This is a genomic window from Photorhabdus sp. S10-54, from assembly GCF_963878145.1.
Classification (GTDB): domain Bacteria; phylum Pseudomonadota; class Gammaproteobacteria; order Enterobacterales; family Enterobacteriaceae; genus Photorhabdus; species Photorhabdus kayaii.
The window spans coordinates 1-14,828 of record NZ_CAWNXG010000032.1 but is presented as its reverse complement, the minus strand read 5'-3'; the positions used below and the strand labels follow the sequence as shown (position 1 = coordinate 14,828).

Here is a 14,828-nt window from a genome sequence, read left to right as displayed (position 1 = left end):
GGGGAACAGTATCATCCCCTGTAGGCATATCTGATATTAAAGGTTTTTAAAGAAACTAATGAGGATGATGATTTGAGTTACCACCTTCATCCATGATGCTGCCCGTTGCATGGATGTTGCCATTAACGCTGACATTGCCCTGAATGGTCGCAGCAGCTCCATTACCACCAGAGCCCGACAGTCCATTTTGGTAAGTTAATTGGCCTTTCACTAACATATTTCCGGTTACGATTGTTTCCGGCGCATCAATAGTTGCCTGATGTGTCTGAATAACAACATTGACTCCCACCGCGATCTTAATGTGCTGAATGCCGCCATTAATAGTCAGGGTGTGTGAGGTACGATCATAGTAAAAAGCTGCATCATCTGCATAAGTCATACCACGGACGTCTTTATTGTTAGCTGACGGTTTATCAACACTGGAATAGACAGCACCTAAAATAACACCATCTTCACCATTGGCATCCAATAGCACTTCAACCTGTTCCCCAACATCGGGCAACCAATAGTCTTTGTTATTCTGGGTATTGCGCTGCAACACATTCAGCCAGTTAGTACGCATATTATCGCATTCAGGCAATCGCACGCGGGCACGAACAGTAGCAGGATCTACGGCGCTAATTGTGCCGACTTGACGAGTTACACTGCTCATTTGGATTTCTCCTTGATGATCGTGTCGGAAGAACCATCGGGCTTATATACAACCCATTTATGAGTCTTACCCTTTTTACCTTTCTCGGATTTACCCGATGTAACAGGGCCACGAGCAATCTCAAGCTCGGTCATATATCCGCTGTTGCGATCAAAAGAGTGGTGAGCTGAAGTAATTAACCATTGCCCAGATAACTTGCCAAATTCAATCAACTCAATTTTATTTCCGGCGGTTAACTGAGGGGCTCCCATCAATGAAAGTGAGCCGTGCTGCTGGTACTCATTATGTGAATCCAGTGCTGATTTGGCCTTTATTTCAGCGCTATCCTTGTTAGCAGCTCGGCTGTTCACTTTTAAGGTATCTGCGCTGGTTTCTTGACCGCTACTCTTGCCTTTTGAATTGGACTGATTACTTGCACTGGTCGTGCCATCAGCTTCATAGACAATCAATTTTTTATCATCAGCCTTTTGATGTTTCACTTTAGCTTTTTTATAGACTTTATTAATTGTGTCCCGCAGTGAAAATTGGGCAACATCGCGAGGGTGTAATTTTTTTATCGGTTCTTGGCTGCGCAAAGTGGCTAAGTGGGAGAAAATTAGCTGTTCACTGACAACCTTAACGGCATAACCATATTCACTGGCCAGTCGTTTCAGGAACGCCACATCGGTTTCCGAATATTGCGTCACCCTGTCAATCTTGATGATTTCGATACTGCCGATCAGCTTTAACTGATGTTTCTTGGCAATGCGATTAGCAATAGCTGCTAGAGTTGTATTCTCAAATCCACGGTTAGATTTGGTACGCAATGCTGTATTGATAGACGTTGCTACACCTCGAACAGATACAATAGAAGGAGGGATGCTGACTTCAATTTCATCAATATAGAATGAGCCACAATTCAGTAACCGTTCGCCGAAATAGCCCAACTTCAATGTCAACGTATCACCTTTGCCCGGATACCATTTATCCAGCCAGCGACCATCAGTATCATCCAACTCTACCTCTATTTCATCGGATTCGCTTTTGATGTTGTCGGTATAGCTGACACGAGTGACATAAGGAGTGATGTCATTTGTGATATCTTTTTGCAAATATCGTAACGTGAATGTCGGACTTAAAACCTCTGAGACACCCGTTATAGATGGTGTTTGCTTGGAATCTATTATCTCAGCCACGGTGGTGTATCCTCTTCAGTTACTACATTATTGTCAGCGTCAATGATAGGGATCAACAATACGATCCCAGATGGCAATACAGGTGTAACTGCAACGTGCGGATTGGCAGCAATTATGCGAGCGTAACCTAAAGGGTCACCATAATAATGGTGAGCCAATAAATCCCATCTATCTCCCTCTTTCGTTATGTGTTCAAGAAACATGATCAAAGAGTCCTTGTGGTAATTTGCGCTGCCATCTTACTGAGCGCGGGTGATATTGATGTAAATGTTGAACTTGCTGATTCAAGTTGAGTTGATACAGAATCCAATGCAGCCGCGATATTACGGCTATCTGCACGGCTTAATGACAATTGAGCATTGTTAACAAATGTTGCTGCTTGTCCCGTTGCTCTGGTCAATTGAATCGCATCTGGCAATGAATTACCGAGTGATTGAAACGCCGGATAGCTTTTCCCTAATGGACCAGCAATATTGTTGAGTCCGGTAAGAAGACTTGGTACGCGGGTTAACGCTACGGTCGGTTTGTCTTTCATCTTCTGTGCAATACGTACCGCACTGATAGTCGTTTGCAGTGCTGACTGTGCTTGTTTGACATAATTCACGCCATCCCTGACTTTTTTAGCCATACCTGATGGTTTCGGTATTGCATTAGACAACGCCTTTGTATTCAGGACATGAGATTTAATGGCAGGCGGTTTCAGCGGTTTTTTAGGATCACCGATATATTCAAGTAATGTCACCGAGGCATTGAGGGCAAATATATTACCTACTGAATCCGTTTGTTCACTGGTAGCTGTCACATCAGTAATAACAAACCAGCCACGGTAATCACCATTTCCGAATACTAGCGCGAGTGCTTGATGCTTCCGCATTGCTTCACGTAACCGATTCAATTCAACATCCGGCGCACAATAATGTTGATGAAAGACCAGACTAATTTGAATTTCATCCAGTTTTTCCCCCACGAACTGCAAGCCGGGTTTACCTTGAATTCGTGCATGTTCGGCATAATTAACACCAAAAGTTACATCAAAACCATCCCAATATGTGATCAGCTCAAATTCAATATCACCTAATACCGCAAACATTATCCGTATCTCCGGCGTTCTCTCTGAATGACAATACGCTCCAGCAGTTTCTCTAATTCACGCACACTCAGGTTTAAGGCTTTATTAATATCGGATGTAGCCGTTTGCAGTTTACCGCCAATATATATTTGCGGTGCGAAAGAGATAGAAAAACCATTATTGCTGTTGCTGATATCTTTATAACCTGTTCGTCTGGCTGGATTGCCCAACATCATCTCAGGAGGTGAGATTTGTGGGACATCAGGCGTCATTCCCTCTGCCAGACGTTGAGTGGCACGAGCAGCCAACGGCGTAGTACGATCAACACCAACAACCACACCTTGCACAATATTATCAATATTATCGCCAAATCCCATAAATACCTGACTGGGGGATTGAATACCTAACGCTTCTTTAAACCAGCTAGAAACTTTGCCGCCAAAGTTTTTAATGATGTCCTTAGCCGTAGTCAGCATATTAGAAATACCATTAACCAACCCATTAACGATGTTTTTACCAAAGTTAGTAAAATTATTGGGCATACCAATGCCAAACCATTTCATAACGCCAGCAAATGTTTTATAAAACAACCCCAATGGCGACCAGTTTAAAATTAATTTACTGACCTCAAATATTCCGCCATCAAACGCATTAGTAATGTCATTCCATCGAGCTGTAAACCAACCTTTGACGCTAGACCAAATATTTTTGATTCCCTGCCATCCCATTTGGAAAGCGAATTTTACTAAAACCCAAAGCCGTTTAAAGAAATTACTGATGGGCTTCCAATAGCGATAGATAAGATAAGCGGCCACTGCAATACCGGCGATGATCAATCCGATAGGATTCATTAATAGTACGCGTCCAATCCACAAAATAGCTCTGCCAGCTAACATCAAGCCCTTATAGAGAGCACTACCGAGGATTCTGCCCAACCAGAGAGCTGATCCGGCTATTTTTCCCAAGATATTTGCAACGACACCGAATCTACCACCACTACCGATAGCCATTCGAAACAATAACCACCGTGTGCGCATTAACATTGCGCCTTTCCAGATATCAGTTATAGGGGAAAGCAAAAGATTAAGACCTAATCTTACACCGATTGAAGCGGCTTTGAGTGCTAGGAACCCACCAACCAGCATGACAACATTACTGATGAGTTCAGGATTAGCGGCCAGCCATTTTCCGGTCTTGTCCATCAATGGAATAAAGGTTTCGGCTAACTGTATTAATGCTGGACGCAGCGACTGACCAATGCTAATAGCCGAATCATTAAACCCAATTTGAGTACGCCGCCATTGCGCTTCTAAGGTATCGTTCTGTTTATCAAAGTCGGTATCAACAGATTTTTGTGCCGAATCAGTCCCCATGCCTGTTTTGATACGCTGATAATCGCCCCAACGTTGCCGCATGGCCAAGAGATGGTTGACTGTCTGTACGTCGGTGAAAATAGAGGATAGCCCGAAGGATTCCATGAGCATACGCTGTGCATCTTCATCACCTCTGGCTCCCGCTTTTTTCCACTCTTTCATGAGATCGGCTCCTTTACTCTTGATAAAGCGGTCTGCGATCATGATTGAGGCTTCATATTGTGAGTACCCCGAAGAAACATATCTGCTCATTGAGGTTTGATAATCGACGTCAGCTTCAGCGTATCTTTTGGCAATATCACCACGTCCCATTGAAGCTAGCCAGTTCCTCATATTGGTAGCTGCTTCACCTTCCGTTCCTGCACCTTCACGACCAACTTCCAAGCTGGCAATAATCTGTGAAACTGCCTCCTGACCGTATATTCCCTTACCAGCAAATTGCTGCGTCATTTCTGGAAAGTATTGGGCGAGATCTTTTAATTCAAAACGACCCGATTTAGCGCCGAAAACGGCTCGGTTAAAGGCTTCTTTTAGCGCTTGATCACCTTCAATTTTCAGGGACTCAAAGGATAGAGCCATTTTGGCTAAGTCATTAATATTAGCTTTGGATGCCGTGGCGACGCGGCCCAATAATCCACTCATATCGGTCGATTTCATGGGAGATTTTCCGGCAGCAACCAATGTACCAACACCTTCCAGCAGGGTTTCTTGTAATTGGTTTGTTTGCTTGGCGTTCTGGCGCAAGATGATTCCGATTTTTTGCTCTTCTTTCGGAGACAGATTGCCTGTGACAGCTATATCCCTTAATCCTGATTCAAAAGAGGCATACTTTGTTACGGACTGAACAACGGGAGAGGATATCGTGCGAGTTAATGCATAAGTTTCGGCTCCCTGTGCATATAGCGCCATACGATTCGCTTTGGCTGCATCACTCATGATAGCAGCAGACTGTAAGCGCTGTTGCTGACGGTTCAACTGCTCCAGCGTTCGGCTAACACGTTACAGATCACTATTCAAACTCTGAGCACTGCGGGAACCAAGCTGACCGTAACGTTCAATAGCACGGTTCAGTACTTGTTGTCTGTTCTCAAGTCGCCGTGTCGTTTCTCCCAGCGCTCCCAGTGTACGACGTGTACCGGACATGGCAGAACTGAACGCACCACTGATGGCCCCACCAATAATGACACCAATGGAAAATTTTGCTGACACGAATTAAGCTCTCATTAAATGGGAAATAAAATGGAAAATTCACTTCCAGTATTCCAGACACTATTAGGGACAATATTTGCCTGCATCAATTAACCGTCTCCATTCTCGCGTTTGATTTGGGTGTTGGCCTCATCCAGCCAACATTCAAATTCATCCAGTGCCAGATTATCAATCTCGCTCGGCTGGAACCGGAACCATCGTGCTAACATCGCCGATGCTTGCCACACTGTTTTTATTTCCCTGATCCAATCCGATGACTTGCTGAAATCGTTGCTGCAATGCCAGATAATCAGCGACATCCATCTGTTCGATATCTTCCGGTAACAACCCTGTAGAACGCGCTAACAAAATATCATCCCAGTCAGCAGGGTTTTCGCTGGCTCGCCGGACAGCTTTGATATCTTTAACTCTCAAACGTGATAGCTGGAGCTCTTCAATGCGAACGCCAGCAGCCGTGGTATAGGGAAATTGAAGATGGTAAGTCGTAGTTGACATGATGATACTCCTCTGTAAGTTTCATTCAGTATCATTCATGTATGGAAACGGAGATATTAAAGGGGATTAAAGAAGAAAGGGGCTGATGCCCCTGTCATTAGTGAGTGCGAAAGCCTTTACAGTTACAGAAAAAATCTATCAGATATTCTTTCCCTTTCTCTGCACCGATATCGGAAAACCAACCTTCCGGTGGAATCCACCTATCAATCAAGTCGGCGAGCTTTCTGGCTTTGGAACGAGAGCAGTCAATAGGATCATTGGTTTTCTGAGTAGAAAACAAAGTCTCCACACCTGGAATGTTTAAGACAGCAAACCATGTACCATTAGGTAATCCAAGACTGGGAATATTCTGGTCTTTATCCACTAATTCTACCGTCATTATTTAGTTTAACCTCCGATATTGATGCGATAATCGGTCAATTGATCAACGCCGCCAACACGGAAGATATTGGCCAGATAATCCAATTCTAACAGCTCCTCCCCATCCAGTACCTGCTTAATATAGGTACTGGTAAAGCTACTGGAAAAATCAGCATTTTCATGTTGTTTAAATGTGCCCAGCGGATTTTTCTTAAATAAGATGGTCAGATACGTCACCAATGGCACTTCATCAATGCGCCCCTGTGAACTGAATTTCTGGACGTTGGAACGGCACTGTAATGCCAGAGACTTATAGGGATTGGCAGCGGATAACATAGCGTCACGGTAGAAACTGTTCCATTTGATCTCGCCTTCCAGCTTATCGAAGCCTGCCGGTAATTCCACCTTACCGACCATCCCCAGCGCCTTATGCTCCTGCATAGTCATGGAAACGTCTGGCAGTTTCACTTCCTCCGCCCGTCCCAACAGGTTATTGCCGTCAATATAAATATTGGCATTGGTGATGCGGTTAATTTCTATTTTTCCAGCCATTAATTATTCCCCTTTAAATTCAGCAAATATTCAGAGGTAATTTCGGTCTCAAATGTCAGCCGTTCCAGTGGTGGCGGCGGTGTGTACTTATAACTGAGTAACAGATGACCTGATGCCAGCTCTGTTTCTTCGTTATGGGTCGGATCAAACCAGCATTTGAATCCTAACAAAGCACCATCAGCAATCAATTTACGACCATAGGCATTCACAGATTCTGTCAGGGCATCTACCAGAGCCGGCGTGATCGGCATATCAATATATTGCTGACTGAAGTAACGCAGGGATTCATTAATCACGTCTCCTGTTCTGCGCACATTCTCGAAGTTACGCATGTGTGTCACAGTTGGCCACGCGGCGGTACGGTTGCCCCATAAGCGCAAACCAGAGCCATAATTATTGAACACTGTAGTAATCCCTTGTTCATTGAGCTGGTTCACTTCACTTTGTGGATCGTCAATCATGGCGGATAGCTGACGCTCAATCCCGGTGATCCCCCTAATTTCTTGATTGGAGGATGACCACCAAAAACCTTTGTCTGCATCAATATTGGCACGCAGCCCTGCTGCACGAGATGACAATGGTTCCAAGCGCTCGCTATTGCTTTCCGCATCATAGACTTTGACATGTGGGTAACACAGCCGGGCACGATCAGAACTGGTATTAAAATTGATTGTGCCAGACGGGCCTCGGCCACTGATAGCCTGAGCAAAAGTGGTACCTATCGGGGCATCAATATAAGTCATGGCACCCAATTTAGTTGCAAGGGCAATCAGTTCTGTCGCCACACTTAGCTGGGTACAGTAAACAGGAGCCAGCAAGATCTTGGCAAAGAATCCATACAGGTTATAAGTATCATTCAGCAACTTCATACCTGTACGGTTACCCGCTGCACTGATGCTGCCAATAATGTCAGCGGGTGTTACCAACGTGGGATCGGTAAAGTCATAACTGGCCATTACGGTTGTACCAGCAATGATGTTTTTACCGATGTTCTTGAGCCTACCTGTTTGAACATCCAGAGAATAATCTTGTCCTTCTATATAAGGCGCACTATCAGAGTTGGCTTTTAGCAAGACATTACTGACCACGGGGTTAGCCAGTTTTGCTGTTCCTGTGGTTTTATCAAAGATAATGCTTTCACTGGCAACATTGGCTTTATGTATTTCAGGATCAAGAACATTAATGACCAGCACAGTACCCGCACCATGATCATAAATAGCATCCAGTGCTTGTGGGATGGTAAAACCATTCATTTGAGCACCAAATTGAGCTGTATCTTTTTCTGACAGACAAAGTGTCACTGCGTTTACTGGCCCTATCGGTGCAGTACCAATTAAGCCGATCACGGCGGATTTCACTGTCTTGACCGGACGGGAGCCTTGTTCGACTTCGATAGTTTCGACGCCATGTAAATAATTAGTGGCCATCAGTGACCCCCTCAGACTTTTCTTTTTTCTTCAGGATACTTTTTTGCTGTTCTGATAGTGGATGAAGATATCGCAGTGCGATCAATGTCTTCACATAATCATGCTGTTCTGGTAAATCAACAGTTTTTTCTGACCAGAGCAAGACTTCTGTGCCATCTGCTAAAGTGACGCCGCTTGCTGGGCCTGTATAGAGGTATTTCATTGTTTAGTTTCCTCATAATTGATTTGGGCTAACGGCGGGCCATCCGGTGACTCACTATCTTCGATAAATACACTTTCAGTCGCAAAATCCAGCGTGTATTGCCACAAGCCAGCTATCTCACCGAGAAATGTATCCCGTACCAGCCAACATTTACGTTGGCAGTTCGGTGGTTGGAATCCACCGAGAACCCGGCGTACATCATCCAGTGTGGCAACGGCTCCGTGACGTCCATTAAGTTGACGAAAAACGATAGTGGCATTGAGCATGACAGTTTGTGTCTGCAATACTGCCCCAACATCTTCAGGCTTATCAAAGCGAGAGCCGGGATAGCTGATTAAAATGGCTCCCACGGGATGGTTCAGCCTGAATTCAGTCGGCTTTTCAGGGAAATACTCCACCTGTAAGCTAGGTAGCTTTTCTTTTAGCCTCATGACGATGGCATCAATGATCGGCGAAACATCCATTAGTATTTCTCCAACATCCCTTGACTTCCCCCAAAGGTGGGATGACGCGCTCGAACACGAAACTCTCCCGGCTCAGGAGCATCTTTTCCTGTGGAAATCAGGCCCAGTGTCAGTTTGGCATCACGAATGTCAGCCAGTTGGCGCAAAACAATTTTGTAATCATCTATCACGGCTTCAGGAACAGAGCCTTCTGGACGGCGGGCATACAACCGATAGCGTGTTAACGTAATAGCAGCATCGCGTAATACCGTGGGAACCTCCGCCAGAGGCAGGATGTAACGCCCGCGTAAATGGGCATCAATAAGTTCATCGGCATAGCGAATGACACTGTTAACCACAGTTTCATTGATCGTCTGGGCATTAGGCTCTTCGTTAGACAGCCATATCAATGATTGCGTTGGTATCTGTCCTTGCAGATCTGCCAATGAGCAATACATGTCATACACCACGTAAGATGCGAATAACATTGCCAGCAGCCGTGGCCTCATCCAGCGCAAATCCGATAGATGTTCCGGCAGCATTCTCCGCAGAACTTAGTGGTACTGCGCAAGCATTCTTATCCGACTGTACGACTTGCCCACGAGCTATTGGCCCACCTGCTTCAACAGCAATAATACCCAAGACATTGACTGGAATAGCATCACCTGCTTTCGCATCCATTTCCGCTATACCAAGTGCAACGGCTCCAGCCTGACAAGGGGCATTATCGGCACCCACCAAACGATGCTGTACGATATTAGCCGTGGCGATGATGGTCGTGGTCAATACGGGTTGTTGTGTTACTGCCATGATTGTTCCTCTTACTTCACAATATTGGTAATCAGATAGCCAGCATCACCTCCAACAACCGCAACTTTATAAATATCGGTATAACGGCAGTAATTCACCTTGCCGCCAACACCCGGATATTTATCCGCTACAGGCATTCCTTTGCGGCGAAACATATAACCAAATGAAGGCTCATACTCATCGGCGCTTTCTGCTCCTGCCTGCGGAAGTGATACGTAATGCAACATCAAATTATCAGCCCAGATATCAACGGGATTTTCTTTAATGCTTGGGGTAGAAACTGGTTCACCAACGACAACGTTCTGGATTTGGAAAAGATCTTTGAGTATTTCTATTGTGATACGTTTACGTTCGTTGGCTCCAATAGCTGCCTGAATTTCAGGATGAAACTTCAACAGTGACATCACGCTAGCCCACATAGTCATGAGGTTTGGACGTACACCAATGGCAGTACGAACAACATCAATTCCAGCTTCAATGACTTTGATTGGACTACCTTTGCCGCCAACCCAACGTTCATTAACTGTCAGACTCTTCACTGAGTCACTGAGGTAAACCGCAGGGTCTTGTGCCAATCGAGCTGCATACAGTTCGCGTTTGAGATTCACGCCATTGGTGGAACGACGGATTGCCTTTGCTTCTTCATTAAATAAAGATTCTGATTTCTCGCGATAATCAACAGGTGTAGCTAGATCATGCTCGTTGAGCACGATATCTAACGAAGAACCTTTCTCACGGATCAAAACGTTACTGTTGGCACCAACAGCACGCTTGGTGTCATATTCCACAAAAGCACTTTTACCAAATGTCGGCACACTAGCACCTTCTTTCTCCATTTCGACGACAGGGAAAAGATGTTCGCCAATGAATGCCGCATTTTTATAACCACGTGCAACACTGGTTAGCACAGGGTCAACAATACGTTTGCCTTTCAAATAATCAGACATTTATCTCTCCTTAATAGTTACGGTCGCAGTGTTACAGACAGCGGGCAACGGCTACGTCGTAACTGATACCTTCTTTCTTCGCCAGAGCGACGGCTTTTTGATGCAGCGCCAGACGCTCAGGATCTGCATCAGAAAACTCAGCAATATCTGATGACGTGTTTTGGTCAACCCGGTCTTTTGTTGCATGTTCGCCAAAATCAATAACCGGCTGGGCAGAACTCAGCAGATCTTTAAACGCGGTAGCCAGTGGCTTTTTCACATCACCTTCAGCAAACTCGACAGGGGAATTTCCTTGAGTTACAGCGTCCAGCAAGGCGACCACGACAGATTGGGCAGCAGGCGCCAATTTGCCGTCTGCGACCAGCTTTTCGGCAAATGCCACGTTTCCGGCCTGTTGCTCAGTTTGTTTGCGCTTTGCGTCGGCAGCATCACGGGCAACAAGCTGTTCTTTCAGGCGGGTGTTTTCATCTTTGAGCGCCTTTTTTTCTTCATTTATCACGATGTTTTCCTCACGTTGATGTGTGTTATTGGGTTCATGAAAGGCAGGAGCAGGCTGAGTTGCGCTATAAACTTCTTCACGTAATGAATCCACTTGCCAAGAAGGAAGCGCTTTGTCTGCTTCGTCCATACCGAATTTACTGATCAAAAATTCTCGCAGACGCCCCCAAAGTGAAGCGTTAGTGATGTCACTCCAATCAGAGAACTCCACGACACCATGTTCTTGCTCGCTGAATTCAACCTGTTTCAGTCCTTTAATGGCGGGTGGCTGTGCGCCCAAAAAGCCGACATGACGCAAATAGAGCACGCCGGGTTTAGGGTTGTTTGGGGAATCAGGTAAATAGAAAGAAGCAGAAATTTTTTTATAGCGGCCTGCATTGACCAGTTCAGCGAACTGAACATCAACCTGTTGAGGCTCTGCAATCAAGTCATCACTGGAAGACGTCAGCGATTTAACCCAACCATAGGCGGGTAAATTGTCTTTTGGATGACCAATCACAATCGGTGCTTCATGCAACGATGAGTCATAAGCCTTTGCACAAGCTTGCAAATCTGCAGGGCTGAACGGCAATTGTTTGCCATTCATATCGGTATGTGTACCGGATTTGAAAATGTGAAGTGACTTCATTTCACTGCCTCTATTACGTTAATAGAGGCAGTTTCTCCACGATCAGAAAAAACGACTTTTAATCTGCTTTAGAAAAAACTTGGGAAGGAAATAAGAAAGTGGAACTGCATGCAATTAGATATCGAAAATTTGAGTCTGTAAACGCTTTATAAAGTCTCTTACGAATGACAATGATAAATCACCCGCATAGGGAGGGAAAGTTTAACGATGCGCCGCTGATTCAAGATGTCGTTGAATGGTGCTTAATACAGCTCTTGCTGCATCTGGTGATAATTCGCCTTGTTCTGTTACGGGCAGATAAGGCCGGGCTGGTAGCAATAAAGATTGATTACGGCCAGTTTTACCTCCCAATTGATGAATACGTCCGTAGACTAAGTTTGTACCGACAACTGCCGTATGGGAATCATAGCGGGTACTGACTGAACTCATCAAACGAGCAGTTTTTTGCAGCGTTTGACCACCACGTTCCTTTGCAGCTACAGAGGGTATCCATGCCGGGCGCCCTTCAGCTTCAAAGTTAAAGGCGGTTTCTGCTGACAATGTCCCAGCAATTTTACGCATGGCAGGTGTCAGATCATTAGCAGCCAATTCTAATGCCCGTAATCCACGTCTTAGGTCTTCATCATTAATGGTGATAGTAAGATTACTCATTCTGTCCTCTCAGTTCGCGGCGGGCCAGTCCAGAGAGCTCTCCCTGATATCTGGTCAAATCGGGACGATATGCTGTCCCCGGCAAATATGACCAACCTACATCAGTCGCCACTTTTGTTATACCTGTGTTGAATGTAGCAACGGGCTGCATCTCACCTGTTTTTTGTGAAACCAATTTCAACTCCCAGCCCATTGCTTTACCTGAATTCATAACTTTCATCCCTCTGGCACGAACGTCATCATGACTGAGAGCAATCACACTGCAACGGCAACGCCAACCATTAGGAGGATAGAAAGCTTGCCAAAATGGGTCGTCAGAGCGAAATACCAAACCATGCAATGCGAGATGGCCCTTGCGTGTATGGTTATCACTGATCCCTGTATACATCCAGTACGGTCGGTCATCAACATTTTCCATTTGTTCGGCCCAACGGCCTGCACTGTACAACACTGACATGTTGGTACGAAAGATAGTATCAAGGCGCCACGGGCTACCTTGTTGAACAGTGACACGTTCCCCTGTAACGAGGTCATCGGTTTCTTTCGTTCCCCACCATCCCTTACGTCTTAATGTTGGCTCCAGCTCCTGACGAAACCAACGATCAGTCTTGCCTTCATCCAGTGCCTGCTGTAGCGCCTGGCGCATATCTTCCAGAATATCCAGACGCGTGACTTTCGCCACCGTGAATGCACGGGAATGAGTCTCTTGCCAAAGTTCTTCCCAATCCCACGTTATCTTGTAGCCCTTAGATTGCAGATAACCAATGGCTCTCTTGGGAGGTAATGTCATGCAATACGCCAGTTCAGGCGTGGTTATGCTCATGCAAGCGCCCCCAAATGTTAGACACAAACAAAACCCGCGCTAGCCGCTCTTGCAAGCCATCTGCGTCCATTTGTGGATAAAGCTCGGCTAACTCTCCTATAAGATCGCTGGGATTAGCACCGTTTTGAACACGATGGAATAAAGGAGCCAGTAGAGATTTCAACGATTCATTCAATGATCCTTCATTCATCAAAATATCCAGCGCTTCATCTAAGGTGTCCTGTGCTGCTAAATCTGCGTTCACAGCTTCAGAAAACGCCAGTGGGAGTGGTGGAATAGGCGTGGTTGACAGGGTTGTTTCATCAATATCCCCATCCTGAAATTGATATTCGCGTTTCCAGTATTGCGGAGTAAATCTGACACCAGCCTGACTCAACTTAACGTCACGATTAGCCTGTGTTTCATCAACCGACCGCTGTTCCCAAAGACGATAGACCGGACATTCAACGTTACCGAAGTTCAATTCTACGACCCAGCGTATAGCCTGATTAATGGCGCTGGTGATAACGTCAACATCAGCATCACGAATATCATCCGTTACCTCCAATCCTGCTTGTGCAGAGGCTTTATTGCTGTTTGCTTCGGTCGTTTGGTTTTGTCCCAGTAACGCAATGGAGATCTCACTGCGAGCAACGGTAATTAAGTTCTGATAAATATCACTGCTGTCTGATTTACCTGCTGCCTCTTTAATCTCAACAGAGGAATCATCAGGAATGGCGGCAACTGCATCATCAATCATCGCTTCCATCGAATCCAATAACAGATCAATTTCACTTTGTGGCGTACCTCGTGGATGCTTTCCAATTACCCACGGTGAACCATACTTCTCGGCAAAGCGTACCCAAAACTTCATGCCGCCTTTCTTAAAGGTGACGGGCCAGAAGCACATTGATAAGTCTGGAAATCCGTAAGGGTTGTCATAAGTGGCGTCTTGACGTGGCGTTACAAATTTATAGAGAGGAACCCGTTCTCCCTCAACGCCTGCATCACGAGCACGAAAACGCAGTTGGTTATCACGGTCATAGTGGAACCAGTCAGGTGGCTTGCTAACGATATCCGTCACTGACCATGATTGATGCTGACTCCACATCAATTCACAAGGCTGATAACCGTACAGAACCGCTTCATGCATTTCGCCAATGATGCGTGACATATCCAAATCTGCAAGCATGTCACGAATAAAGTTAAAGACTCGTACAGGGGCATTACTACGTTCTACACCACGTTCTAGTGCTTTCACTCCGGCCTTGCGGCGGCGAATACATCCACCAACCAAAGGATCAGTACGTAATTCACGATAGATACGAATATCCCGCCCTTGAGCTTTGAGAATAGGATCAGGGTTAGGTAGATATGTCCCCAGACTGTAGAAGTCAATGGAACGGCTACGCGATGCAATTTGTTCAGTGAACGACTGCTTTGATTCGGAAAAGTTAATAAATTCTGTTGGTGAAACCCAGATACCACGAGACATTAGTATCCCTCCAGCATACGTGCAGACTGACGGCGTCGGC

At 45.5% G+C, this 14,828-nt stretch carries 18 protein-coding genes and 1 pseudogene; all 19 read right to left on the bottom strand.

Annotated elements, in window-relative coordinates; genetic code table 11:
- Positions 1-55: 55 nt before the first annotated feature.
- Positions 56-652 carry a phage baseplate assembly protein V gene (locus AACQ83_RS16365; protein ID WP_036843618.1) on the bottom strand — a complete coding sequence of 199 codons (597 nt, stop codon included), beginning with the start codon at positions 650-652 and terminating at the stop codon, positions 56-58.
- Complete coding sequence (locus AACQ83_RS16360) at positions 649-1,827, bottom strand: phage late control D family protein (protein WP_112878819.1); 1,179 nt, start codon at positions 1,825-1,827, stop codon at positions 649-651. The genes AACQ83_RS16365 and AACQ83_RS16360 overlap by 4 nt, the downstream gene beginning before the upstream one ends.
- Positions 1,815-2,030, bottom strand: a complete 216-nt coding sequence (locus AACQ83_RS16355) for a tail protein X (protein WP_105395091.1) — start codon at positions 2,028-2,030, stop codon at positions 1,815-1,817. Before AACQ83_RS16355 ends, AACQ83_RS16360 begins: the two co-directional genes overlap by 13 nt.
- A gap of 2 nt (positions 2,031-2,032) precedes the next feature.
- The gene (locus tag AACQ83_RS16350) at positions 2,033-2,917 is read right to left on the bottom strand and encodes a phage tail protein (protein WP_112878818.1); all 885 of its coding nucleotides are present in this window, start codon (positions 2,915-2,917) and stop codon (positions 2,033-2,035) included.
- A pseudogene (locus tag AACQ83_RS16345) lies at positions 2,917-5,478 on the bottom strand (phage tail tape measure protein). The gene AACQ83_RS16350 and the pseudogene AACQ83_RS16345 overlap by 1 nt, the downstream one beginning before the upstream one ends.
- A gap of 89 nt (positions 5,479-5,567) precedes the next feature.
- Positions 5,568-5,687: a GpE family phage tail protein gene (locus AACQ83_RS16340; protein WP_110742787.1), complete on the bottom strand. Its 120-nt coding sequence runs from the start codon at positions 5,685-5,687 to the stop codon at positions 5,568-5,570.
- A complete protein-coding gene (locus AACQ83_RS16335) occupies positions 5,647-5,973 on the bottom strand; it encodes a phage tail assembly protein (protein ID WP_112878817.1) in 327 nt (108 codons plus the stop codon). Before AACQ83_RS16335 ends, AACQ83_RS16340 begins: the two co-directional genes overlap by 41 nt.
- 97 nt (positions 5,974-6,070) lie before the next feature.
- Positions 6,071-6,352 carry a hypothetical protein gene (locus AACQ83_RS16330; RefSeq protein ID WP_036843625.1) on the bottom strand — a complete coding sequence of 94 codons (282 nt, stop codon included), beginning with the start codon at positions 6,350-6,352 and terminating at the stop codon, positions 6,071-6,073.
- An 8-nt stretch (positions 6,353-6,360) separates the two neighbouring features.
- On the bottom strand, positions 6,361-6,885 hold the full coding sequence (locus tag AACQ83_RS16325; protein WP_036843626.1) for a phage major tail tube protein: 525 nt from the start codon (positions 6,883-6,885) through the stop codon (positions 6,361-6,363).
- Positions 6,885-8,312 carry a phage tail sheath subtilisin-like domain-containing protein gene (locus AACQ83_RS16320; protein WP_112878816.1) on the bottom strand — a complete coding sequence of 476 codons (1,428 nt, stop codon included), beginning with the start codon at positions 8,310-8,312 and terminating at the stop codon, positions 6,885-6,887. The genes AACQ83_RS16325 and AACQ83_RS16320 overlap by 1 nt, the downstream gene beginning before the upstream one ends.
- Entirely contained in the window at positions 8,302-8,514 is a 213-nt protein-coding gene (locus AACQ83_RS16315) for a hypothetical protein (RefSeq protein ID WP_112878815.1), read from the bottom strand. The genes AACQ83_RS16320 and AACQ83_RS16315 overlap by 11 nt, the downstream gene beginning before the upstream one ends.
- Positions 8,511-8,978 carry a Gp37 family protein gene (locus AACQ83_RS16310; protein WP_112878814.1) on the bottom strand — a complete coding sequence of 156 codons (468 nt, stop codon included), beginning with the start codon at positions 8,976-8,978 and terminating at the stop codon, positions 8,511-8,513. The genes AACQ83_RS16315 and AACQ83_RS16310 overlap by 4 nt, the downstream gene beginning before the upstream one ends.
- Complete coding sequence (locus AACQ83_RS16305) at positions 8,978-9,415, bottom strand: gp436 family protein (protein ID WP_112878813.1); 438 nt, start codon at positions 9,413-9,415, stop codon at positions 8,978-8,980. The genes AACQ83_RS16310 and AACQ83_RS16305 overlap by 1 nt, the downstream gene beginning before the upstream one ends.
- A gap of 1 nt (position 9,416) precedes the next feature.
- Entirely contained in the window at positions 9,417-9,767 is a 351-nt protein-coding gene (locus tag AACQ83_RS16300) for a DUF2190 family protein (RefSeq protein WP_036843636.1), read from the bottom strand.
- 11 nt (positions 9,768-9,778) lie between these two features.
- The gene (locus AACQ83_RS16295) at positions 9,779-10,714 is read right to left on the bottom strand and encodes a hypothetical protein (RefSeq protein ID WP_112878812.1); all 936 of its coding nucleotides are present in this window, start codon (positions 10,712-10,714) and stop codon (positions 9,779-9,781) included.
- Between the two features lie 31 nt (positions 10,715-10,745).
- Positions 10,746-11,840: a peptidase gene (locus AACQ83_RS16290; protein WP_112886948.1), complete on the bottom strand. Its 1,095-nt coding sequence runs from the start codon at positions 11,838-11,840 to the stop codon at positions 10,746-10,748.
- 201 nt (positions 11,841-12,041) lie between these two features.
- A complete protein-coding gene (locus AACQ83_RS16285) occupies positions 12,042-12,491 on the bottom strand; it encodes a phage virion morphogenesis protein (RefSeq protein WP_112878810.1) in 450 nt (149 codons plus the stop codon).
- The gene (locus AACQ83_RS16280; protein WP_112878809.1) at positions 12,484-13,314 is read right to left on the bottom strand and encodes a phage head morphogenesis protein; all 831 of its coding nucleotides are present in this window, start codon (positions 13,312-13,314) and stop codon (positions 12,484-12,486) included. Before AACQ83_RS16280 ends, AACQ83_RS16285 begins: the two co-directional genes overlap by 8 nt.
- On the bottom strand, positions 13,295-14,788 hold the full coding sequence (locus AACQ83_RS16275) for a DUF935 domain-containing protein (RefSeq protein WP_112886947.1): 1,494 nt from the start codon (positions 14,786-14,788) through the stop codon (positions 13,295-13,297). Before AACQ83_RS16275 ends, AACQ83_RS16280 begins: the two co-directional genes overlap by 20 nt.
- Positions 14,789-14,828: the final 40 nt, after the last annotated feature.